The sequence below is a fragment of the Brevundimonas vesicularis NBRC 12165 genome (assembly GCF_001592205.1).
In the GTDB taxonomy this organism is placed as follows: Bacteria; Pseudomonadota; Alphaproteobacteria; order Caulobacterales; family Caulobacteraceae; genus Brevundimonas; species Brevundimonas vesicularis.
Genome location: NZ_BCWM01000001.1, coordinates 286017 through 309395, shown reverse-complemented (window position 1 = coordinate 309395; position 23379 = coordinate 286017). Strand labels below are relative to the sequence as shown.

The window sequence follows — 23379 nt, the reverse complement described above, 5'->3', positions numbered from 1 at the left end:
CACGGGCCGTGACGCCGAGAAAGCGCAAGGGACGGTTGCGGCCGTCGTCGCGCATCCCCAGAACAGGGACATGAACGCTCCCTTCAAGACGCCCAACACCGAAGCCCCGCTATGGGACCTGACCGACCTCTATGCGTCGCGCGACGACGCCAAGGTGGCCGCCGATCTGGAAAAGGCGCGGGGTCTGGTCGAGGCTCTGAACGGGCTGAAGGGGCGGCTGGCGGCGGATCAGGACGCCCAGGCGCTGGGCGAGGCGCTGGACCGCGCGATTCAGCTTTATGAGCAGGCGTCCGATGTGCTGGGTGCGCTGGGCGCCTACGCCTTCCTGTCGGCCTCGACCGCGCGCGACGATGCGACGGCGCAAGGGTTCGAGGCCGATGTGCGCGAGAAGATCACCGCCATCGCCACCCCGACCGTCTGGCTGACGCTGGAGATCAACCAGATCGACGATGCGGCGCTGGAAGCGGCGCTGATCGCCCATGCGGGCGCGGCGCGCTGGCGGCCTTGGCTGCGGCGCGTGCGGGCGATGAAGCCGCATGAGCTGTCGGCCGAACTGGAGACCTTCATCGCCGAGCGCGGCCCGATCACGGCCCAATGGCCGCGCCTGTTTGATGAGCAACTGGCCGCCCTGCGCGCAAAGGCGGGCCACGAGGAACTGACGCTGGCTGAGGCGCTGAACCGCCTGTCGGACGCCAAGCCCGCACGCCGCAAGGCCGCCGCCGAGGGTCTGTCAGAGGCGCTGGCAGCCCGCGCCCCGACGCTGGCCCTGGTGCTGAACACCGTCGCCGCCGACAAGGCGATGGAGGATCGCTGGCGCGGTTTCAAACGTCCCGCCGATAGCCGTCACCTGGGCAACGAGGTGGATGGCGAGGCCGTGGATGCGATGGCCGAGGCCGTCGCCGCTGCCTATCCGCGCCTGTCGCACCGCTATTATGCGCTGAAGGCCAAGGCGATGGGAAAGGCGCGCCTGGACCACTGGGACCGCAACGCGCCTATCGAAACCACGACGCCGCGCGCCTTCACCTGGACCCAGGGGCGCGAGATCGTGTTGGACAGTTTCTCGGACCTGGGCGGCGATTTCGCCGACCGAGCCGGCGGCTTCTTTGATAAGCCGTGGATCGACGGCCGGGCGCGGCCGGGCAAACAGTCGGGCGCCTATGCCCACCCCGTCACCGCCGACCGTCACCCCTATGTCTTCCTGAACTGGATGGGCGAGCGGCGCGACGTGCTTACCCTGGCGCATGAGCTGGGTCATGGCGTCCACCAGACCCTTGCGGCCGATCAGGGCACGCTTCTCGCCGACACGCCCCTGACTCTGGCCGAGACGGCGTCGATCTTCGCCGAGGGGCTGACGTTTGATCGTCTCCTGGCGACCGCACCAAAGTCCGAGCAGCGCGGTCTGCTGGCCGGTCGGATCGAGGATGGTCTGAACACCGTCGTGCGCCAGATCGCCTTCCACCGGTTCGAGACTCGCTTCCACGACGAGCGCCTGCAGGGCGAGGTCTCGCAACAGCGGATCAACCAGCTTTGGCTTGAGGAAATGGGCGCCTCGCTGGGGCCGTCGGTCAAGCTGAACCCCGGCTATGAACACTGGTGGGCCTATGTCAGCCACTTCGTCCATTCGCCCTTCTATGTTTACGCCTACGCGTTCGGCGACCTGCTGGTGGCGGCGTTGATGGAGGCGCGTCGCAACGATGCGGCCGGCTTCACGCCCCTTTATCGCGAGCTTCTGGCCGGCGGCGGATCGCGAACCTACGTCGAGGCGTTGAAGCCGTTCGGTCTGGACCCGCGCGACCCGGCTTTCTGGAGCGTCGGCTGTCAGAGGCTGGAGCGGCTGGTCGATCAGTTCGAGGCGCTGGCCTGACCAGGGCATGATTGCGGGCTTGAGCGGGGCGGTCGCCTCGGTGTAAGTCCGCGATAACGACGAGGGGATTCCACGAATGGCCGACCTGCACGACACCGCCAACGCATCCGCCGACGCCGATGCGCAAGCCTATCTGCACGGCCATATGGAAGTGCGTGAACAGGTCTCGACCTACCGCCTGTTCCTGAACCTGGCCAAGTGGGGCAGCCTGGCCATCGCCGTGCTGCTGCTGTTCCTGACTTTGTGGTTCCACCCGGGCGGCAGCTTCATGGCGGCCGTCATCGGCGCGGTTGTTTTGGGCGGCGTCGGATTCGTGGCGCTGAAGTCCAAGCCCGGCGCTGCGCACTGAGGCTTGCTTGGGATCGCCCTCGGGCGGTCTGAAATCACGCGCCCTCGCCAAGCTTTGGCATAACCGTGCTTTGACGGCCTGCGCCGGAAGGGCCTAACCTTCGTTCAACGAAAAGAACGAGGGGATTCGCTTGGCCGTCGCTATCGCCGTCACCCGTGAACGTCGCGAAGGCGAGACGCGCTGCGCCGTCACGCCCGAGACGGTCAAGAAGCTGATCGCCTTGGGGGCGACCGTCACGGTCGAGGCCGGGACCGGTCTTGGCTCCTCCATTCCCGACGCCGACTACGCCGCCGCCGGCGCGGTGGTGAAGCCGGACACCCGCGCCGTGCTGGACGGCGCCGACATCGTGCTGAAGGTGCGCGGCCCTACGGCGCAGGAAACCAGCGCGCTGAAGCCCGGCGCCATCGTTATCGCCATGCTGGACGCCTATCGTGACAAGGCGACCGTCGACGCCCTGGCCGGGGCCAACGCCACCGCCTTCGCCATGGAGTTCGTGCCCCGCATCACCCGCGCCCAGGTCATGGACGTCCTGTCTTCCCAGGCGAACCTTGCGGGATACCGCGCGGTGATTGAGGCGGCCTATGCCTATGGCAAGGGCTTCCCGATGATGATGACGGCGGCCGGCACGGTCGCCGCCGCAAAGGTCTTCATCATGGGGGTGGGCGTCGCGGGCTTGCAGGCCATCGCCACCGCGCGTCGTCTGGGCGCCGTCGTCACCGCCACCGACGTCCGTCCCGCCACCAAGGAACAGGTCGAAAGCCTGGGCGCCAAATTCCTGGCCGTCGAGGACGAGGAGTTTAAGAATGCCCAGACCGCCGGCGGCTACGCCAAGCCCATGTCGGCAGAGTATCAGGCCAAACAGGCCGAACTGACCGCCAGCCATGTGGTCAAGCAGGACGTGGTCATCACCACGGCCCTGATCCCCGGCCGCGCCGCCCCGGTGCTGCTGACCGCCGCCCATGTCGCCTCGATGAAGCCCGGCTCGGTCATCATCGATCTGGCGGTTGAGGCGGGCGGCAATGTCGAGGGCTCCAAGCTGAACGAGGTCGTGACCACCGCGAACGGCGTCACCATCGTCGGCTGGTCGAACCTGCCCGGCCGCATCGCCGCCGACGCCAGCGCCCTCTATGCCCGCAATCTGACCGCCTTCGTCGGCCTATTGATCAAGGACGGCGGTCTGGCGGTCGATCTCGAAGACGATATCCTGAAGGCGGCGGTGGTCACCAATGCCGGCGCGGTGGTGCATGAAGGTCTGAAGGGAACACACTGATGGAACACGTCGATCCCACCGTCTTCCGCCTGGCCATCTTCGTGCTGGCGATCTTCGTCGGCTATTACGTCGTCTGGAGCGTGACGCCGGCCCTGCATACGCCGCTGATGGCTGTGACCAACGCCATTTCCAGCGTCATCATCGTCGGCGGCCTGATCGCGGCGGCGGCGGTGTCCGGTGACGCGACCGGCCCCAGCGCCTGGATCGCCAAGGGCGCGGGCGTGCTCGCCGTCACCCTGGCCAGCGTCAACATCTTCGGCGGCTTCATGGTCACCCGGCGAATGCTGGCCATGTATAAAAAGAAGGAGCGGCCGGCTGCTCCAAAGGCGTCTTCGTGACCGACGCTGCGCAGATCGCCATCACTGGGTCTTGGGTCGCGACCGGCATCGGTTTCGGCCTGTGGCTGTACGGCTGGTTCGGGGCCAAGACTCCAATCAAGCGCCAGCGGCTGCATGACTGCGGCATCGCCCTGGTCTTTTCGGCCATTCTGGTTCGCGTGGTGACGCAGGACCGGCCGTTGGGCGTCTTCGAATGGGCCCTGTTCTTCATCGGTCCGCTGTTCATCGCCGCCGCCCTGTGGCGGCTGGCCCGCACGTCTTAAGGGGAGGGGCGTGATGAACGCATCGCTGGCCGCACTGGCCTATCTGGTTTCGGGCGTCCTGTTCATCCTTTCGCTGCGGGGGCTGTCCAGCCCGGAGACCAGCCGTCAGGGCAACACCTTCGGCATGGTCGGGATGGCGTTGGCCATTGGGGTGACCCTTCTGACGCTGGGCACGACGGGGGCGCTGGATGCCGTGACCCTGGCCCTGATCGCGGGCGGCGTCATCGTCGGCGGCGGGGCGGGCGCCCTGATCGCCAAACGCGTGGCCATGACCGACATGCCGCAACTGGTCGCAGCCTTCCACAGCCTGGTCGGCATGGCCGCCTGTCTGGTCGCCATCGGCGCCATTTATGCGCCCGAGGCGTTTGGAATTCTGTCCGACGATGGAAACGGCATCAAGACGCTGTCGATCATCGAACTCAGCCTCGGCGTCGCCATTGGGGCCATCACGTTCACCGGTTCGGTCATCGCCTTCGCCAAGCTGAATGGAAACATGAGCGGCGCGCCGATCATCCTGCCGGCGCGGCATCTGATTAACGTCGGCCTGGCGCTGGGTCTGGTCTTCCTGATCGGCATCCTGATCGGCACGAACGGCGCGGCGACCTGGGCCTTCTGGGGCGTCTTCCTCATCGCCCTCGTTTTGGGCGCGACCCTGATCATTCCCATCGGCGGGGCCGACATGCCGGTCGTGGTGTCGATGCTGAACTCCTATTCCGGCTGGGCGGCGGCGGCGCTGGGCTTCACGCTGGAGAACATCGCCCTGATCATCACCGGCGCCCTTGTCGGATCGTCGGGCGCGATCCTCAGCTACATCATGTGCAAGGGCATGAACCGCAGCTTCGTCTCGGTCATCCTAGGCGGCTTCGGCGGCGGCGATGCGGCGGCTGGTCCCGGCGGCGCCAAGGAAACGCGCCCGGTCAAACAGGGCTCGGCCGAGGACGCGGCCTTCATCATGAAGAATGCGTCCAAGGTCATCATCGTGCCCGGCTACGGCATGGCGGTGGCCCAGGCCCAGCACGCCCTGCGCGAAATGGCCGACAAGCTGAAGGAGGAGGGCGTCGAGGTGAAATACGCCATCCACCCCGTCGCCGGCCGCATGCCGGGCCATATGAACGTCCTGCTGGCCGAGGCCAACGTTCCCTATGACGAGGTGTTCGAGCTGGAGGACATCAACGCCGAGTTCGCCACCGCCGACGTCGCCTTCGTCATCGGCGCCAATGACGTGACCAACCCGGCGGCCAAGACCGACCCGACCAGCGCCATCTACGGCATGCCGATCCTGGATGTGGAAAAGGCCGGCACGGTGCTGTTCATCAAGCGCGGCATGGGCTCGGGCTATGCCGGGGTCGAGAACGAACTCTTCTTCCGCGACAACACCATGATGCTGTTCGCCGACGCCAAGAAAATGGTCGAAGGGATCGTGAAGGGGCTTTGAGCTATGGCCAGCACGCCCAAGACCGGCCCCACCGACGCCTCTGTCGATGCCTTCCTGTCTGCAATCGACGACCCACGCCGACGGTCTGATGCTCATGCCCTCTCCGCAATGATGGCTCAGATTACGGGTGAACCGGCCGTGCTCTGGGGATCGTCCATCATCGGGTTCGGCAATGACGGCGGCCCCAAGGGCGGCTGGCCGCTGATCAGCTTCTCGCCGCGAAAAGCCAATCTGGTGCTCTATGTCGCTGGGGATTTCCCTGACCGAGCCGAGCTTATCGCCCGCCTGGACAAGGTGAAAACCGGCGTGGGCTGCCTCTATGTTTCGCGTCTGGAAGATGTCGATCAGGCGGTTCTGCGCGATCTTTGCGGTCGTGCTGTTCGCGCGGTCAAAGCCGACTCGCACTGAAGTCTCTTCAGACCCCTATCGCGCAACCTTGACCGGCGCTATCACGCGTCCGTGAACACGCTGTCCGGACCCCTTCCTGCCGCCCATCGCCGTTTCGAGGCTCTGGATTCCCTGCGGGGCGTGTGCGCCATCCTTGTCGTGATGTTCCACATGCCCGTCGCAAGTCATTGGCGCGACTGGGGTTTCATTCAGCACGCCTATCTGTTCGTCGACTATTTCTTCGTCCTGTCGGGCTTCGTCATCGCCCATGCCTATGCGAACCGATTGAAGTCGGGACGGGACGCCGGACGGTTCATGGTGCGGCGCTTCGGGCGGATCTGGCCGCTGCACCTCCTGATGCTGGCGGCCTTCATCGGGCTGGAGCTGGCGCGGCTTGTCTTCCATTTTGACAGCGCGCCGCCTTTCACGCGGGATCGGTCGATCGAGGCGATCTTCACCAATCTGGCGCTGATCCAGGCCTGGCATGTGCATCCCTATTTGACCTGGAACGGGCCGTCGTGGACGCTCAGCGCCGAATGGGCCTGCTATCTGATCTTCGCGGGGTTGGTGCTGATTGCGCCCAAGCGGTTCCGCTGGATCGGGTTGGTGCTGGCGATCATCGGCGGCGTGCTGGTGCTCAGCTACGCCCGGCGCTGGATGAACACGACCTATGACTTCGCCGTGCCGCGCGCGGTCTATGGCTTCTTCCTGGGCTGCCTGCTGCAGGGGCTCTGGACCCGCATTCCGCGGCTCAAGGGCGGCGCCGCGACGCTTTTGGAGATCGCGGCCATCGTCGCGGCCTGCGTCTTCATCGGCTATGCTCAGGGGCCGATCACCGTGGCCGTCACCTTGATCTTCGTGGCGCTGATCTGGGTCTTCGCCGGCGAGGAGGGGGCGCTGTCACGCGTGCTGGACCATCCAGCTCTGGTCACCCTGGGGCGGTGGTCGTTCGCCATCTACATGGTCCACATGTTCATCCTGACCGTGATGATGATCGTGGCCAGGAAGCTGGACCTGGTCCCGGTGCGACGCATCGACTTCGGCTCTGTCTGGCTGAACGACCTGTTCGCCGTCGCCATGTTCGGCTTCATCGTCGCCGTCGCCGTCGTGGCGCACCGACTGGTCGAGCAGCCGGCCCAGCGCATGATCGACCGCTGGACCAAGCCGAAGGCGGCCTGAGTTCAGGCGGCCATCCGCCATTCGGGGGCCATGTCGCCGGCGCGGCCTTCGTCCCACAGCATGTCCTCGTCTGAATAGCGGCTGCTGGCGGCGGCCGAAATGACGTCGACCACCTGTTCCTCCAGGCGGTCCCAGATCACGGCGAGGTCGGACGACCCATCGGCTTCGCACGGCACGATGATGTAGCGGCTGGCGTTGACGGTCTGGGCGGGTTGGAAATGCGCCATCTGATGATCTCCTGAAGCGGGGGCCTCTTGTCGATGATGTCGTTATGAAGCAGTGTTGCGTCAGAAACGGACGTAGGGATCGGCGAAAGCATTGAGACACGACAAGGCGGCGATGGTGATCGATCTGGCGCGCCGCATGGCCGCCAGCGCCGAAGGGCTGAGCCTGGACGAGATCGCGCGCGACATGCGCGTCGGCCGCCGCACCGCCGAACGGATGCGCGACGCGGTTCTGATGCTGTTCCCCCAGGTGGACGAGGTCTCGGACCCGCCGTCCAAACGCTGGCGCATCCGGGGCGGCCTGTCGGCCTTCGAACAGGCTCCGACAGCGACCGAAATGCTGGAATTGTCCAAGGCGGCGACGGCCCTGCGCGCCGCCGGCGAACCGGCGCGCGCCATGGCGCTGGAGGGGCTGGAGCGCAAGCTGAAGGCGGCGATGCGTTCGACCACGCTGAATCGGATGGCGCCGGATCTGGAGGCCCTGGTCCGGGCCGAGACCATTGCGGTCCAGGCCGGGCCGCGCCCCTCCGCCGACGAGGCGATGCTGACCGCTATCCGCGCGGCGGTGCTGGCGCAGCAGCCCTTGGGCTTCACCTATTCCCGTCCGGGCGCCGAGCCGCGTCGGCGCAGCGTGGCGCCGTGCGGCGTCATGTTCGGCCGGGCCAACTATCTGGTCGCCGCCGATCGCGAGACCGGCCGCATCCAGACCTTCCGCCTTGACCGGATGAGTCATGTCGCCCCGCAGGAGGGGATGGCCGTGCCGCCCGCCGATTTCGACCTCGGCGTCTTCGCCAGCCAGTCCTTCGGCATCTATCAGGACGAGATCGAGGACGTCGTGCTGCGCATTACGCCCGAGGGCGCGGCCGAGGCCAAGAGCTGGCGCTGGCACCCCACCCAGTCGTTCGAGGATCAGTCGGACGGCGGCGTGATCGTGCGGTTCCGCGCCTCGGGCATGCGCGAGCTGGCCTGGCATCTGTTCACCTGGGGCGAGCAGGTTCAGATCCTGGCGCCGGAGCGGCTCAAGGCCGTAATGGCCGGCGAACTGGCGGCGGCGGGCCGCGCCTTGGAATGGGCCTCAGCCTGACGAAACCGTAAGCTGACGCGGCGCGTTGACGACCGCTAGGCTTCGCGCCCAGCGCCCTTCAGGAGATCGCCCTTGCGCGTCCACGCTTTCGCCTCGTCCGCCGTTTTGGCCCTCGCCCTTATGAGCGGCGCCTGCGCCGCCGGACCCATGTCGGCGCCGGCGACCTTTCAAGAGGAAGGCGGACCCCAGGTGACGGTGACCCGCGACGGCGATCACCTGAACATCGATTATCGCTTCGGGCGCGACGTGCCGGTCTGGGCCTTCCAGGATTCGGCGCTGGAACAGGATTCGCGCCAGCCCTGGCGACCGCGCCAATGGACGGTCGAGACGCCCGGCGTCGTCATGGAGCGACGCGGCCATTACGACATCATCCGCAGCACGGACGGCGGGCCTGTGCCGCGCGAGGTCCGCTTCCGCGTTCGACCGCAGGCGGTGGATCTTGAGGCCGAGTATCCGACCCTGCTGTTCTCCAACGGCGCGGTGGCGCTGCCGACCCGGCAACTGGACATCTTCGCCCTGCCGTCGGCCCAGGCGGCTGAACAGGTGCCGGACGACCTGAACCGGATCCGGCTGGATGGCGGTCCCTCGCGCGTGACGTGGCGGGACGAGAACGGACCCGTCCTGTTCAACGGGCGCCGCCGCGACGAACTGACCACGACGGACGAGCGCAGCTATGTCCTGCTGGGCGAGGCGACGGTTACGCCGGGGGATGGCCTGTCGACCGTCATGGACCCCAATCTGCCGCCGTGGATCGGCGAGGAAATCCGGGGCTTTGCGCCGCGTGTCGGTCACTATTATCGCGATCGCCTCGGCGCGCCGGGCTCCGGCGGTGATACGCCCATCGTCATGGTGGCCTGGAACGGGCCGACCGAAAGCATGACCAGCATGGGCGGCAGCGTCCTGCCGGGCCTGATCGTCATGTCGTTCGAGGGGCGGGGCGTGACCTCGCCTCAGCCGGAAATCGTGGAGCGTTCGCGCTGGTTCATCGGCCATGAGGGGGCGCATTTCTGGCTGGGACAGACTGTGCGATACGCCTTCGCCGACGAGGCCTGGATCACCGAGGGCGGAGCCGACCTGATGGCTGTGCGCGCCCTGAAGGCCCTCGATGCAAACTATGACGACCGGGCCGAGCTTCAGTCCGAGGTGGACGACTGCGTCAACCTGGCTCGCCAGCCAGTCGCCCAGGCCGGCGCCCGGGGCGAACACCGCGCCTACTACGCCTGCGGAGCTGTCTTCTCCCTGGCGGCGGAAGGCGCGCAACGCCAGCGGACCGGCGGCGACTGGTTCGACTTCCTCAGACCCCTGCTGCGCCAGCCGGACGGCGTGCTCAGTCGCGAGGAATGGCTGACGGCCCTGACCCGGACATCGCGCGACCCGTCACTGCGCGGCGATGTCGAGCGGCTGCTGGACCAAGGCGCGCCCGATCCGTCCGCCGTCATCGCCCGCCTGTTCCAGCGCACCGGCGTGGCCTTCCGGATGATCGACGGCCGCGTGATCTTGAGCTGAATCGCAAAACGGCGACCGGATGAACCGGCCGCCGTCCCACGCTCCGCGCTGGGGATGGTCAGCGCGGCGTCGTGGCCTCGGCGATCAGGGCGCGGGCCTTGGCGATGGCCTCGACCTCGGTCGTCTTGCCGTCTGCGATCTGTTGCGCCAGATCCATCAACGGCCTGCCGGTGACGGAGCCCGTGTCTCCGGCCTCCTGCAGATGGACGCCGTTATGGGCGGCTATGGCGGCGTCCCAGGCGTCGCGCACGGCGGACCAGAAACCTTGGGTCTTGATCCAGTAGTCGTCGCCGGCTTGGGGCGAATAGCTGGTGGACCGGTCATAGGTGTTGATCACGTCTTCCTGCACGATGGCGATGGGTTCGCCGCCGGCCCTGCCCGACATCTTCATATTGTCCTGGATATGCACCCAGCCGTCCGGCTTCAGGATATGGCGGTTGGTGCCGAGATACCGGTCATAGACGGGATTGCGAACCGCATCGCGACGCGCCAGAGGCCGCCACGTGGCGTTCGAGGTCCAAGCCGATAGGCCGTTGTCATAGGTCCAGCGGCCGACGCCGCCGTAGCGAGGCGAGTCATCGGTCTGCCATACCGTTTGTGACCAAGCGCCGGCGCGCTCGGCCTCTGGCACCGCCGTCAACGTCCACTGGTTCGGCCCGGCATAGGTCAGGACCGTCTGGGGCTGATAGACCCAGTCATGACGCCAGTGTTTGATGACCATCACCTGGCCCTCATGCTCCATCACCAGGATGTGCTGAAGGCTGATGCGGTCGCCTTTGTCGTAGACGACGCGCACGATCTCGCTGCCGCCCGACAGCTTCTCTTCCAGCGGGTCGTAATCGGCGCGGAAGCTCACGTTTTCGCGCATGTCGAAGTGGACGCGGTACTGACCGGCCTGGGCCAGGATTGACTGGCGATCCCGTTCGAAGGCGTTGGCCGGCGTCGCAGTCGCCGTGGTCGTGGCGGTCGCCTCCTGGGCCAGCGCGACCGGAGCCGTCGTCGTCAGCAGGGCAGCGGCGATCAGAATGGCGCGCATCGGGCGGCTCCTTGAAGTAGGGGAAGATTTCATGGTCGCTTACAGGCGCAGGGTCAGGGAGACGCCGAAGTTGCGGCCGGGCTGGGTGTAGGCATCCTTGACGGTGGATGTGGCGGACAGACCGCGCACATCGCTCCACCAGCCATAGGTCTCGTCGAAGACGTTGAAGGCGCCGGCGCGCAGCGTCGTCCGCTCCGTCACATTCCAATAGGCTGTCAGGTCCAGCAGGGTGAAGCTGTCGCCCAGATAACAGGCGTTCGCACACGACAGATTATAGGTCGTCTGGTCCTTCTTGCCCGACCAGGTGACGGTCGCCGATCCGCCCCAGGCGCCAGACGGCGCAGCGTAGTTCAGGCCCGCGACCACCTTCACCGGATCGAGGCTGCCAAGCGCCGTTCGACGGCCATCGGTGGTCTGTTCGCCCTCGGCGTAGGCGGCAGAGCCGATCAGGCTGAAGCCGTTGTCCCAATACAGGTCGGCGCGCGCTTCCAGGCCCCGGATGTCCACCTCGGTCAGGTTCACGTACTGATAAACCAGCGGATCAACGCCGGGGACGCCCGTGCCGCTGACTGCGACCTGATCGATGAAGTCGTCGTAGTGGGTGGCGAAGGCGGTGGTGTTCAGGCGCAGCTTGCCGCTCGCCACGTCGATATCGCGCAGACGGAAGCCGGCCTCGACGCTCTCGCTGGTCTCGGGCGACAGGTTCGGGTTCGGGATCGAGCGATAGCCGAAGACCGGATTCTCGAAATAGTTGTTCACCTGCATCGGCGACGGCGCGCGAAAGCCCAGGCTGTAGTTGGCGAAGACGCCCAGGTGTGCCCCGGTCCAATAGACCACGCCCAGCTTGGGCGAGATGTGATCGTCGCTCTGGCCCGAAGCCGCCGCAGGGAATTGGGCGTCGACCTTGGGTGACAGATCATACCAGTCATAGCGGACGGCCGGAATGATGCTGAGCGCCCCATCCAGCAGTTCGATCTCGTCCTGCAAGAACAGGCCGGCCAGCTGGAACTCGGTCTTGGGGAAGGCGCGGATGGGGAAGGTCTCGCCCACCGGCGGGGTCACGCCGTCGCGGAGGCCTTCCTGTTTCGTCATCGACCAGTCGCCGCCGAAGGTGACGCGGTGCTGAACCGCGCTTCCCTCGCCGAAGACGCGGGCGCCTTGGGCGGCGAAGCCATAGACGGTGTTGTCGAAGGTGGTGTCGCGCACGCGGTCGGCCAAGGTCGCGCGATCCTCGAAGGTGTACTGACGCGTCGTGGCGTCCTGCCAATAGACCGAGACCGAGCCGTCGCTGAGGCCGGCAAAGTCCTGGAAGCGCCAGTCCGTACTGACGCGGTCGCGCTGGGTCTCGTCGTGGGCGGTGACGGCCAAAACGGTCGCCGAGCGGCTACTCAGCGCGTCGCCGTCCATCTCCGAATCCAGATGGTCATAGGTCAGGCGCAGCGTGTGGTTCGGGTTCACCTCCCACACCAGCTTGCCGAGATAGGCGTTGGAGCTGAAATCCTGAGGGTTGGGTTCGGTACGGGTCGCGCCGACGCCGGCGACCGATCCCTTGTTCTCCGTCTCCTGCGCATCGCGACGCGTATAGGCCAACAGGCCCGACAGCGATCCTGACCGACCGGCAAAGGCCACGCCCTCGGTCCAGCCTTCGTCCGCAGAGTTGTAGGCCACGCGTCCGCGGGCGTCGAAGGTCTGATCTCCGACCAGGAAATCCGACGGATCCTTGGTGGTGAAGGCTACGGCGCCGGCGATGCCGTCAGAGCCGTAAAGCGCGGAAGCCGGGCCGCGCAAAATCTCGACCGACTTGACCAGATCCAGATCGTTGTAACCGCCACGACCGACCGCCTGCGCCCCGAAGGAGAAGCCCGCCGGCAGACGCACGCCATCGTTGATGATCAGCACCCGGTCGCCGCCCATGCCGCGAATTGTGAAGCCGGAATTGGCGTCGCGGCCCGCGCCGGACAGGGCCAGGCTGAAGCGCGCAGGGGAGGTGGGGACGCTGACGCCCGGCTCGAACCGGATCAGGTCCTTGATGTCCGTCGCCAGCAGGGTCTCGATCTGCTCGGCGTCGATGACGCTCACCGTGCCGGGGACATTGGACGCCAAGCGCCGCGAACGGGTGCCCAGGACGACGACCGGATCGACCTCTGAGGCGGGCGAGACGGTGACGGACGTTTCGGCGCGAACGGGCTGGGCGATCAGGGCCGACCCAATGGCGGTCGCGGCGGTGGAAAGGAGGAAAAGAGTACGCATCAATAGCCCCGCTTAGTGATTGACAGGGTGGTAATGCGAACGACTATCAGAATCAACCGCAATAATTAGGTGCGTTGAACCTGAACCTTGGCCGTTGCGTTGTGGGGAGATGAAAACGGCCCTGCTTGCGGCGCTTGGCGCCTTCGCCCTCCTTGCTGCCTGTGGAGACGATCGGGTCAATCCGCCGAATGAACCGGCCGCGCCGCTTCGCACGCCGGAAGCCATGCAGCCGGTCGAGGCGCCGGGACCGTCGTCGCTGGCGTCTCGCGGGCCCCGCAGTTTCGTGGGCGTGTGGGCGGCCAATCCCGCCTGGTGCGCTCAGCCTCAGGGCCAGAACAGTCCCATCACCATCACGCCGATGCGGTTCGACGCCTATGACCGCAAGTGCGACATCGCGCGAATTGACGAGCGGGGCTCAGGCTATGTCGCCACCCTGTCGTGCATGGCGCAGGGCCGGGCCGTGAGCGAGCGTGTGCACATGGGTGCAGCCGGGGATGTGCTGACCCTGACCTATGTGGATCGTGATATGCTGACGACCAAGCTGGCGCGCTGCCCCGGTTCGCCGCGCGCGCCCGATCCCGCCAATCCGCTGGAAATGATGATGAAGAAGGACGGGGCCGAAACCCCGCCTGCCGCGCCGCCTAGTTGAACAGAAAGTTCATCACGTCGCCGTCCTTGACGACATAAGACTTGCCTTCAGCGCGCAGCTTGCCGGCCTCGCGCGCCTTGGCTTCCCCACGCAGAGCGACAAAGTCGTCGAAAGCGATGGTCTCGGCGCGAATGAAACCCTTTTCGAAGTCGGTGTGGATCACGCCGGCCGCCTGGGGCGCGGTGTCGCCGACATTGATGGTCCAGGCGCGGGCTTCCTTGGGCCCGACCGTGAAATAGGTCTGCAGGCCCAGCAGCTTGTAGGCCTCGCGGATCAGACGATTCAGGCCGGGCTCTTCAAGACCCAGGGTCTCCAGGAACTCCTTCTGTTCCTCGTCGTCCAGTACGGCGATCTCGGATTCGATCTGGGCCGAGATGACGACCGAGTTGGCGTTGTCCTGGGCGGCGCGGGCCGCGACCTTGTCCGACAGGTCGTTGCCCTTGTCGGCCGAGCCTTCCTCGACGTTCGAGACATAGAGGGCGGGAAGCGCCGTCAGCAGTTGCAGCATGTGCCAGGCCTTGATGTCCTCCTTGGACACTTCGGCGGTGCGAGCGGGCTTGCCGGCGTTCAGCTGGGCCAGGGCCAGATCGACCAGCTTCAGCGTCAGGACGGATTCCTTGTCGCCGCCCTTGGCGCGCTTCTCCAGCTGCGGCCGGCGGCGCTCCAGGCTCTCCATGTCGGCCAGCATCAGTTCGGTTTCGATGATCTCCAGATCGGCGATCGGATCGATGCGATCCTCGACGTGGGTGATGTCGTCATCGACGAAGCAGCGCGCCACGAAGGCCACGGCGTCGCAGTCGCGGATGTTGGCCAGGAACTGGTTGCCCAGGCCCTCGCCCTTGGACGCGCCGCGCACAAGGCCGGCGACGTCGACAAAGGTGATGCGGGCTGGGATGATCTCTTTCGATCCGGCGATCTCGGCCAGGGCGTTCAGACGCGCCTCGGGCACCGCCACGTCGCCGGTGTTCGGCTCGATGGTGCAGAACGGATAGTTGGCCGCCTGGGCCGCCGCCGTCTTGGTCAGGGCGTTGAACAGGGTGGACTTGCCGACGTTGGGCAGGCCGACGATCGCGACTTTAAGAGCCATGGTATTCCTCGTGAGGCGCGAGCCTTAGAGCCTGATCCCGAAAAGTGTAAGCGGTTTTCGGAAAGATCAGGCTCCGAATTTAAGCGAGAACCTGATTCACGTCCTCGGTGGCGAGGCCACCTTGAACGATCAGGTTCTTGCGGGTTCAGAGCCGTTTGTCAGGCTCGCGCTTCAACTGAGGTCAGTGGGCGCTGTGATCCATGCCGTCCATGGCCGGTTGGCGAACCTGAGCCTGAACCGTGATCGCCGGCGCCGACGCGAACTGGAACGTCAGCGGCACCGTCTCGCCGGCGACCAGAGGCGCGGTCAGGCCGATCAGCATCAGGTGGTTGCCGCCCGGCGCCAAGGCCACGGCCTGACCGGCGGGCAGGGGCAGGCCCGCCGTCAGCTCGGCCATCTTCATCATGCCGTTCTCGGTCTTCATCTCGTGGACCTGAAGCGATGCGGCGCGCGGGGTCGATCCCCCCGTTAGCCTGTCGTCGGTCGCGGCGGTCAGGGTGACATAGCAGCCGCCGGCCTTGGCCCCGTTCGGCGACGGGCGGCACCAGGCGTCGGTCGCGCTCACGGCGGCGGTCGCCGTCGGCGTCTCAGCCGCGGGCGCCTTGGCCGGCTGGGACGGATTGCAGGCCGCCAGCGACAGGGCGGCGGCGGCGAGGGCGAGTTTGGTCTTCATGGCGTCAGGTCTTTCACGAGGCGGCGGAACGGCGCCGGATCATCGGACGCAGGGCTCGGTCGAGCAATACGGCCGCGATCAGGCTCAGTCCCGTCAGGGGATAGAGGATGGCGAGGGGCAGGACGATGCCGAGGACAGCGGCGCGCGCACGCGGTCCCGGCGGGGCGGGCGGCGCGCCCAGGCGGCGGCGCGACAGATTGGGCGGGCGGCGCTTCCACCACATGGCCAGGCCGCTGATCGCCAATAGCCACACGCCGATGCAGCCCAGCAGCATGACGATGCGGTTCGCCTGTCCGAACTGCGTGCCCTGGTGCGTATAGATGCCGAACTCGATGGCCTTGGCGCCGACGCCGAACTGGTCATAGCCGATGTCGCCCAGCAGCCGCCCGGAGGCCGCATCGACGTAGAGCGACCGGCTGTCCTGAACCCGTGTCGCCTGGGTCGTCAGCGTATAGGCGGTGTCATCGGCCTTGGGGATGTTCACCGTATAGGGGCGCGCCAGACCGGCCTGATCCGCGACTCGCAGAACCTGCGCCAGGCCGCCATGGCCGGCGTGGTCGTGGGTCATCACCATCCCCTCCATGGTCCAGCCGGCCCCGACCGGCGCATCGTGGTGCTGCGCCCTCTGCCAGGCGCCGGCGACGGGTGCGGGCGGCCGACCGAGCCCCGTCTCCTTGACCGCCCCCATGACCTTGTCGCCCCAGACCGCGGACCACGGCATGCCGGTCACGGCCAGAAACAGCACCACTCCGCCGACATAGAAACCCGTCAGCGCATGCAGGTCGCGCCAGAACGGTCGGCGGCGGCTGTCGGTCGTTTGCGGTGCAAAGGTCGCCACGCCCCGGCCGCGCGGCCACCACAGATAAAGCCCCGTGGCGAACAGAATGATCGTCCAGCCGGCGACGATTTCGACCAGGATGTTGAACGGCCGCCCCAGCAGGGTCAGGCTGTGCGTCTTCTTGACCAGCTCCATGAACCCGCCGGCCGGAATGACGCCGGTGGCCCGGCCGGTGTGCGGATCGACGAAGACCGTCTTCTGCATCCCATCGGGTCGATCGACCCGCAGCCGGATCGCCTGATCGTCGCGCGCAGGCATGACCAGATTGGCGACCCGCCCGCCGCCTGCGGCCTGGGCGGCCGAAGCCACCCACGCATCCGGCGCCGCTTCGGCCTGAACCGCCGGCACGCGGATCATGTCGCGATACAGAAAGCCGTCGATCTCGTCCTTGAATAGATAAAGCCCCCCCGTCAGGGCCAGCAGCATCAGCACCGGCATGACGAAGACGCCGGCATAGAAGTGCCAGCGCCAAACCGCGCGATAGGAGCCTAAAATTGAGGCGTCGCCAGACTCAGAACGCATAACGCAATCCCACATAGGCCGAACGTCCTTCGCCGGGCACAAAGACGGCAGTCGCGACTTTAGTGGCGTCCGTCACGGCGTTGACGGTCGAAATGTAGCGCTCGTCGGTCAGGTTGCGCGCATCCAAGAACAGTGAAACTCCACCTCGCAAACTCCAGCCCGCATTGAACGACAGAATGGCGTAGTCAGGCGCCGTCAGCGGCGTTCCATCTGTGGCGCTGCGCGTGTTGGCGTAATCGATCAGCACGTCCGTCGGCGACCATTCGACGCTAGGCGCCACGAACCAGCCCGCCGGATGGGCATATTTCAACTCGGCCCGGTAGAGATGCTCCGGCACGACCGGCAGACGATTGTCGCCGTAGACACTGTCGTTCTTGAAGAAGAAATCTGACCAGGCGTAAGTTTGGCGCAGCGTCAGGCGACCATCGGTGCTGTCGATAATCCGCCAGTCCAGCCCCGCTTCGATGCCCTGATGGACGGTATCGTTAGCATTGAAGGTCGCGGCGGGAATGTTCAGGGTCGGATTGACGCTGTAGTTCAGCAGTTCGCCTTCGATCTGGGCGCGATAGGCCGACAGATCGTAAGTGAAGGGACCGCGACGGCCGCGGGCGCCGACCTCGGCTGTCCAGGCATCCTGGATGTCGACGGGCACGAACTTCGGCACGTTGCCCTGCACCAAGGCGCCATAGCTGGGCGCCTCCACCGAGCGCGTAAGATTAGCGTAAATCTGGGCGCCCATCTCATTTTCCCATAGCAGGCCGATGCGCGGCGCGAACCAGTCAAAGGTCGCGTCGGCATTGTTGGCTGGGACCAGGTTGTTTGTGTAGTCCCGCTCCGCACGGCCGTAGCTGCCGCCCGCGACCAGAGCCAGACGGTCCGTGACGAACAGGCGGCCTTCGGCGAAGATGTCGATGCCGGTCGCGTCCTGAACCGAATCGCCGATCTTGGCGCCTGGACGTGCGCCACCTGCCGCCACGAAGGTGAAGGCGTCCGTCGTCCCGCCGCGATAGCTGATCCCCGTATAGGCGTCAGCCCTCATGCCGCCCAGCCGACCGTTCCAGTCCAGTCGGCCATAGCCGCCCCACTGCAGGCTGTTCTGATCGATGACGATGGAAATGGGGTGATAAAGATCCTTGTCCACTACATAGACGGCCCCTTCAAACGACAGGCTGTCATCCACGCGCCAGCGACCCAGAAGGGTGCTTCTCAAGGATTTCACGTCGCGCGCAAAGGCCAGCGTGTTATTGTTCGCCGGTACGGCGGTCGGGTTGGTAAGGGCCTGCTGACGGGTGACGGCGGAAGACACCGACTGGTCCAGATCATTGCCCTGAACGATCAGCCGCAACTCACGACCTTCGCCGAACGACCGGCCCAGATTGAGCGTCAGGCGTTTTGAATCTGAGCTTTGATTGTCCCGGAACCCGTCCGAACTGGCCACGGTGGCGGCCGCGTACAGGTCCCAGTCGCCCCAGTCGCGCGCCAGGGCGACATGGCCGCGCAGGGTATCGAACGATCCGCTCTCGACCCGGATCAGGTTCCGGCTCGCGGCCGTGCGCCCAGTCGGCGTCACGACATTGATCGCACCGCCCAGGGCGGCGCCGCCGAAGCGCAGGGCGTTGCCGCCCTTGAACACATCGATGTGGCGCGCGATCAGGGGATCGATCTCCTGAAACTCGCCAAAACCGTCGGGCGCATTGAAGGGCACGCCGTCCTGGGCCAGCAGCACGCCGCGCAGGTGCGCGCCGTTGCCGATGCCCGAGCCGCGAATCGACAACCGCACCTCCTCGCCCCAGCGGCGTTGTGCGAAGACGCCTGGCACGCTGCGAAGCGTATCGGCGAAGGTCAGGGCGTAGCGGTCCTGATAGGTTTCAGAGGCGACGACCGCAACGGCGCCGGGCGTGCGAGACAACAGGGCGCGGGCTTCTGCAACAACGGTGGGATCCTCGGCGTTGCGGCGGCCGGTGACGATGACGCTGTCCAGCAAAGCCGGTTCGGGCGTCTGCCGGGCCAGGACGGGGCTCGTCCAACCGGCGTTGGAAAGGGCGGCGAGCAGCAGCGCGCAGGGCGCTGCGGTAGTCTTGAAGGACATGGATTGAACCTGAAATCAGAACGAGACGGCGCGCGGGCGCTGAGGCCGGCGCGCGGGTTTGGGGTCTGGTTCAGGCGTGGGGTGGGGCGGTGGACGGCGGACGCGGCGGCGCGCGCGCGGGCGGCGGCGGGCTGACGCTGGCGGCGACATAGACGACGCGCTCGACGGTGCGGACCACCGGCGCCGGCTCGGGCGCAGGCGGGCAGGGCAGGGCGGCGGCCAACGGCATGACGCAGGCGGCGCATTTGGCCCCGACGTGCTTATTGACCGGGCCGTCCATGCCGCCGGACTGGATCGTCTGGGGGCCTTCCGCCGAACAGATGACCAGCGGGTGGCCCGGCTGGACCGCCGCGAGAGCCGCGAACGGCAACAGGGTTCCAAGCACGAGCGCAAACACCGCCGCCAAGAAGGCGAGCGATTGCGAGATCGACCAATTGTCGGCCTGGGCGCGGGTCACGTCTGGCCTCTACGGCGTTTTGCGACGACGCGATAGGCGGCGGTTTGTCCTAAAGCTCGCCGCGCGCGGCCTGGCGGGGGCTGAACTTGGGCGCGGGGGCCAGGCGCATGACCTCGCCCTGATAGCGTTCGTCATCGCCCGCCACCGCGAAGGGCAGGGCGTCGGCGCAGGCTTGAAGCATGGCGTCCAGCCAGGGCTGTTCCGCCTTGTGGAAGTCGCCCAGGACGTGGGGCATGACCAGTTCCTTTTCGCCCGGATGGCCGATGCCCATGCGCGCGCGTCGGAAGTCGGCGCCTAGATGACTGATCAGGGAGCGGATGCCGTTCTGGCCGGCCGCGCCGCCGCCGGTCTTCATACGGAACCGCCCAGGGGCCAGGTCGATCTCGTCGTGGAAGACGATGATTTCGCTCGGCTTGATTTTGTAGAACCGCGCCGCCTCGCCGACCGCCCGACCGCTTTCGTTCATATAGGTCTGGGGTTTCATCAGCAGGACCTTGGTCCCGTCGATCAGACCCTCGCTGACGATCGACTGGAACTTGGCGCGCTCTGGACCGAACCGCCACCGGCGCGCGATCTCGTCGGCGGCCATGAAGCCGATGTTGTGTCGGTTCTTTTCGTATTTCCCGCCCGGATTGCCGAGCCCCGCGATGATGATCATGGCGTCCTCTTGCCGTTTGCGTCAGGCAAAGAAAAGCCCCGCACGGCGAACCGGGCGGGGCGTGATCTTGTCGAAGCGACGAAGGATCAGTCTTCGGTCTTCTCGGCCGGGGCGGCCTCGGCGTCAGCGGCTTCGTCAGCAGCTTCCGACAGGGCGGCCGACGAGATCTTGACCGTGGCGATCACGAAGTCGCGGTCGGTGATGGTGGCTTCCGCGCCCTTGGGCAGCTTGATGTCCGAGATGCGGATGGTGTCGCCGATTTCGGCCTTGGCCAGATCGACAACCAGTTCTTCCGGGATCTGGTCGGCGCGGACCAGGATCTCGACGGCGTGACGGACGATCTCCAGCGAGCCGCCCTGACGCGAGTAGGGCGCTTCATCGGCGTTCAGGAAGTGCACCGGCACTTCGATCTTGACCGGAGCCTTCTCATCGACGCGCATCAGGTCGAAGTGCAGGGGGCGGTCCGAAACGGGGTCGAACTGCACGTCCTTGGCGATGACCGGCTGGGTCTCGTCGCCGTACTTCAGGGTCACCAGATGGCCCAGCAGCTTGCCGGTGTAGAGCGACTTGCGGAAGTCCTTCTCGTTCACCGAAATGGCGACGGGGGCTTGCTCGCCGCCGTAAAGGACGCCCGGCACGAAACCGGCGCGACGCGCAGCGCGAGCGCCGCCGGTGCCGACGCCATCGCGGACGTCCACGTTCAGAATGATCTCGGCCATGTGGCTCGCCTCAACAACAACGGAAACGCCGCGCCAACCCGGGGCTCTCGCGGCGGGGGTGATGAACCCTCGAATTCAAGAGCGCGGGCTATTACACGCATCAGGTCCAAGGCGCAACCGTCAAAGGTTCCGCTTCACGCCGCCCTCGCGCGATCCTTCATCAGCGACGTAGGCGCCGCGACGATGCCCAGCAGCTCGGCGGCGTTGAACGGCTTGGCCAGGTGGTGGTCCGCCCCGGCCGCGCGTCCGGCGGCGACGTGCTCTGGCATGGCGTTGGCGGTCAGCATGACGATCGGCGTGCGATCCAGGCCCATCGTCGCCTCGTGCAGGCGAATCTCCTGCGTCGCGGTCAGCCCGTCCATGATGGGCATCTGCATGTCCATCAGCACCAGGTCGAAGGTGTCGGCCCGGAAACTTTCCAGCGCCTGGGCGCCGTTCTCGGCGATCACGATCTGCGTCGGCGTCTGCGCCAGAATCAGTTCGATGACGCGGCGGTTGGTCGGATGGTCGTCGGCGACCAGCACGCGGATCGTCCGCGCCTGCTCCACGACGGCGGGTTGGGCCGGCGCCGGCTCCTTGCGCGACGGGGCCTGGGTCTGTCTAAGCGGCAACGTCAGGATAAAGGCCGCGCCGCCGCCGGGTTCGCTCTCGCAGCCCAGGTCGCCGCCCATCATCTCGGCCAACTGACGACAGATGGACAGGCCAAGACCCGAGCCGCCGAACTTGCGCGTGATGCCGCCGTCGGCCTGTTCGAACCGGCTGAACAGGCGCGCCCGCGTCGCGGCGTCAAAGCCGATGCCGCTGTCCTCGACGGTGAAGCGCAGCACGGGCGAGCCATCGCGGTCCGCGCCACGCTGCACGATCAGGCCGACAAAGCCCTTGCTGGTGAACTTGACGGCGTTCGAGATCAGATTGGTCAGCACCTGCTTCAGGCGCACCGCATCGCCCAAGATCCAGACGTCGTCCTCAAGATCGATATCCACATGGAAGTCGAGATGCTTCTCACGCGCGTTTTCGGCATAGAGCTGAGCCGCCTCGCGCACGACCGTCGCCAATTCGAAGGCGTCTTCGGTCAGTTCCAGCTTGCCCGATTCGACGCGCGCCAGATCCAGGATGTCGCTCAGCAGGGTCTGCAGTGTCTTTCCCGACGCCTGCATCAAATCCAGCATCTCACGCTGCTCAGCCGTCAGATCGGTCTTGGCCAGGGCCTGGGACAGGCCGATCACACCGTTCAACGGCGTGCGGATCTCATGGCTCATGTTGGCCAGAAACTGGCTCTTGGCGACATTGGCGGCCTCGGCCGCGTCACGTGCTTCGGACAGGGCCTCGGCGTCGCGCTTCAGATCGGTGATGTCGTTGCAGACCGTGACGGTTCCGCCCTCGGACGTACGGCGGTCCTGAATACGCAGCCAACGCCCGCCGGCGACCTGTTGCTCGCTGTTCGATGACAGCTGACGACGCGCCTGCATGCGCTCGTTCAGCCACTCCTCTTCGCGACCAGCCGCCTCCTGATAGCGGCCTTCGTCGATGCCGATCCGCAGGGCCTCGCGGAACGTCAGGCCGACGACCAGATGCGGCTCGAGCTCGGGGTTCACCTCGGCATAGCGGGCATTCCAAAGCACCAGCCGATCCTTGGAATCATAAAAGCCCAAGCCGTCGGGCATGGCGTCCACCGCTTCGCGGATACGGCGCAGCGCGGTGGCGCGCGAAATGTAGGCCATCATGCCCAGGACAGCGGCGGCCGTGCAGATCATCAGCAGAATGGCGGCCAGCAGCAGTCTCATCGCCTCGCTCGACAGCCCCTGGTCGGCGGCGACGGTCGGGTCCGGCGTCACCGTGATGGCCGCCATGCCGATGAAGTGAAGAACGATGACGGTCGCGGACAGTCCCGTAGTCGTCGCCAGCAGGCGCAGCAGGCCGCCTCGACGATAGAAGAAGGCCGTCGCACCGCCGATCGCCAGAGCCGCGATGATGGACAGGGCGACAAGGCCGGGATCCCAACTGATGTGCGCGGGCGCCTTGATAGCGGCCATACCGAGGTAATGCATGGCTCCGACGCCGGCGACGGCGATCACCGCGGCGAGCACGCGCCACATGCGGCCCTTGCCCATCAACGTCGAGCCGATCGTCAGGCCGATCATGGCCAGCGCGATCCCCAGGGAGGCGACCGTCAGGAACGGATTGTAACGCACCGGCACGCCGGCCACGAACCCCTGCATGGCCACGAAATGGGTCGCCCAGATCGACAGGGCCCCGATCATGACGGCCAGCAGGATCGCGCGGCGTCGTCGATCGGGGTCGCGCCGGCCCATCTTGTGCATGACATGGGTCGACACGCCCAGACCGGCCATGCAGATCAGCGCAGCGAACACCGTGATCCGCCAGTCGTGATCGTGCGCAATGCAATGGATGATGCGGTCCACGAGGCCTCCCCTTGGGTGTACGATAGGCGACAATCCTAAAGAAACCGTGCGGCGAAGCTTATGGGCGCCTCAGGCTGTC

22 protein-coding genes are annotated in these 23379 nt (G+C 66.4%); 11 read left to right on the top strand and 11 right to left on the bottom strand.

The genetic code is table 11. The features are described 5' to 3' along the window. Positions 1-70 precede the first annotated feature (70 nt). From BVE01S_RS01555 to BVE01S_RS01520, 8 genes are all read left to right on the top strand, one after another. Positions 71-1864, top strand: a complete 1794-nt coding sequence (locus BVE01S_RS01555) for a M3 family oligoendopeptidase (RefSeq protein ID WP_066623283.1) — start codon at positions 71-73, stop codon at positions 1862-1864. A 76-nt stretch (positions 1865-1940) separates the two neighbouring features. Further along, a complete protein-coding gene (locus tag BVE01S_RS01550; protein WP_066623280.1) occupies positions 1941-2213 on the top strand; it encodes an aa3-type cytochrome c oxidase subunit IV in 273 nt (90 codons plus the stop codon). 130 nt (positions 2214-2343) lie between these two features. Further along, positions 2344-3483, top strand: coding sequence for a Re/Si-specific NAD(P)(+) transhydrogenase subunit alpha (locus tag BVE01S_RS01545; protein ID WP_066623277.1), 1140 nt, complete (start codon positions 2344-2346; stop codon positions 3481-3483). After that, positions 3483-3821: an NAD(P) transhydrogenase subunit alpha part 2 gene (locus BVE01S_RS01540; protein WP_066623275.1), complete on the top strand. Its 339-nt coding sequence runs from the start codon at positions 3483-3485 to the stop codon at positions 3819-3821. The genes BVE01S_RS01545 and BVE01S_RS01540 overlap by 1 nt, the downstream gene beginning before the upstream one ends. Beyond that, the gene (locus tag BVE01S_RS01535; protein WP_055755025.1) at positions 3818-4084 is read left to right on the top strand and encodes a hypothetical protein; all 267 of its coding nucleotides are present in this window, start codon (positions 3818-3820) and stop codon (positions 4082-4084) included. Before BVE01S_RS01540 ends, BVE01S_RS01535 begins: the two co-directional genes overlap by 4 nt. Positions 4085-4097: 13 nt before the next feature. Continuing rightward, positions 4098-5519, top strand: coding sequence for an NAD(P)(+) transhydrogenase (Re/Si-specific) subunit beta (locus BVE01S_RS01530; protein WP_066623273.1), 1422 nt, complete (start codon positions 4098-4100; stop codon positions 5517-5519). 3 nt (positions 5520-5522) lie between these two features. Beyond that, positions 5523-5927, top strand: coding sequence for a DUF1801 domain-containing protein (locus BVE01S_RS01525; RefSeq protein ID WP_066623272.1), 405 nt, complete (start codon positions 5523-5525; stop codon positions 5925-5927). 51 nt (positions 5928-5978) lie between these two features. After that, positions 5979-7085 (top strand): acyltransferase family protein, encoded by a 1107-nt coding sequence (locus BVE01S_RS01520; protein ID WP_066623269.1) that lies wholly within the window; start codon positions 5979-5981, stop codon positions 7083-7085. 2 nt (positions 7086-7087) lie between these two features. Here BVE01S_RS01520 and BVE01S_RS01515 read toward each other — a convergent pair whose 3' ends face one another. After that, entirely contained in the window at positions 7088-7312 is a 225-nt protein-coding gene (locus BVE01S_RS01515) for a hypothetical protein (RefSeq protein WP_045810302.1), read from the bottom strand. A 91-nt stretch (positions 7313-7403) separates the two neighbouring features. On the opposite strand from BVE01S_RS01515, the gene BVE01S_RS01510 reads away from it, so the two are divergent. Both BVE01S_RS01510 and BVE01S_RS01505 read left to right on the top strand, forming a co-directional pair. After that, positions 7404-8393 (top strand): helix-turn-helix transcriptional regulator, encoded by a 990-nt coding sequence (locus BVE01S_RS01510; protein ID WP_066623267.1) that lies wholly within the window; start codon positions 7404-7406, stop codon positions 8391-8393. 72 nt (positions 8394-8465) lie between these two features. Beyond that, positions 8466-9899, top strand: a complete 1434-nt coding sequence (locus BVE01S_RS01505; protein WP_205678483.1) for a hypothetical protein — start codon at positions 8466-8468, stop codon at positions 9897-9899. 58 nt (positions 9900-9957) lie between these two features. Here the strand turns inward: BVE01S_RS01505 and BVE01S_RS01500 are convergent, their stop codons facing one another. Next, the gene (locus tag BVE01S_RS01500) at positions 9958-10935 is read right to left on the bottom strand and encodes a DUF6607 family protein (RefSeq protein WP_066623266.1); all 978 of its coding nucleotides are present in this window, start codon (positions 10933-10935) and stop codon (positions 9958-9960) included. A 39-nt stretch (positions 10936-10974) separates the two neighbouring features. Then, positions 10975-13185 (bottom strand): TonB-dependent hemoglobin/transferrin/lactoferrin family receptor, encoded by a 2211-nt coding sequence (locus tag BVE01S_RS01495; protein WP_066623264.1) that lies wholly within the window; start codon positions 13183-13185, stop codon positions 10975-10977. Positions 13186-13294: 109 nt separating this feature from the next. Between BVE01S_RS01495 and BVE01S_RS01490 the strand changes: the two genes are divergently transcribed. Further along, positions 13295-13834, top strand: a complete 540-nt coding sequence (locus BVE01S_RS01490; RefSeq protein WP_066623263.1) for a hypothetical protein — start codon at positions 13295-13297, stop codon at positions 13832-13834. Here the strand turns inward: BVE01S_RS01490 and ychF are convergent. The 8 genes from ychF to BVE01S_RS01450 all read right to left on the bottom strand — a co-directional run bounded on the left by ychF (position 13827) and on the right by BVE01S_RS01450 (position 23300). Continuing rightward, a complete protein-coding gene (ychF, locus tag BVE01S_RS01485) occupies positions 13827-14921 on the bottom strand; it encodes a redox-regulated ATPase YchF (RefSeq protein ID WP_066623261.1) in 1095 nt (364 codons plus the stop codon). The two genes, BVE01S_RS01490 and ychF, sit on opposite strands and share 8 nt — an antisense overlap. A 181-nt stretch (positions 14922-15102) precedes the next feature. Beyond that, a complete protein-coding gene (locus BVE01S_RS01480) occupies positions 15103-15594 on the bottom strand; it encodes a copper chaperone PCu(A)C (protein ID WP_066623260.1) in 492 nt (163 codons plus the stop codon). Positions 15595-15607: 13 nt separating this feature from the next. Further along, the gene (locus BVE01S_RS01475; protein WP_066623258.1) at positions 15608-16954 is read right to left on the bottom strand and encodes a PepSY-associated TM helix domain-containing protein; all 1347 of its coding nucleotides are present in this window, start codon (positions 16952-16954) and stop codon (positions 15608-15610) included. Next, on the bottom strand, positions 16944-19043 hold the full coding sequence (locus tag BVE01S_RS01470) for a TonB-dependent receptor family protein (protein ID WP_066623256.1): 2100 nt from the start codon (positions 19041-19043) through the stop codon (positions 16944-16946). Before BVE01S_RS01470 ends, BVE01S_RS01475 begins: the two co-directional genes overlap by 11 nt. Before the next feature lie 70 nt (positions 19044-19113). Beyond that, positions 19114-19500 carry a hypothetical protein gene (locus tag BVE01S_RS01465; protein WP_045810295.1) on the bottom strand — a complete coding sequence of 129 codons (387 nt, stop codon included), beginning with the start codon at positions 19498-19500 and terminating at the stop codon, positions 19114-19116. Positions 19501-19549: 49 nt separating this feature from the next. Then, positions 19550-20158 (bottom strand): aminoacyl-tRNA hydrolase, encoded by a 609-nt coding sequence (pth, locus tag BVE01S_RS01460; RefSeq protein WP_066623254.1) that lies wholly within the window; start codon positions 20156-20158, stop codon positions 19550-19552. 86 nt (positions 20159-20244) lie between these two features. After that, positions 20245-20877 carry a 50S ribosomal protein L25/general stress protein Ctc gene (locus BVE01S_RS01455; RefSeq protein WP_045810293.1) on the bottom strand — a complete coding sequence of 211 codons (633 nt, stop codon included), beginning with the start codon at positions 20875-20877 and terminating at the stop codon, positions 20245-20247. A gap of 134 nt (positions 20878-21011) precedes the next feature. Next, a complete protein-coding gene (locus tag BVE01S_RS01450; protein WP_084375232.1) occupies positions 21012-23300 on the bottom strand; it encodes an ATP-binding protein in 2289 nt (762 codons plus the stop codon). Positions 23301-23379: the final 79 nt, after the last annotated feature.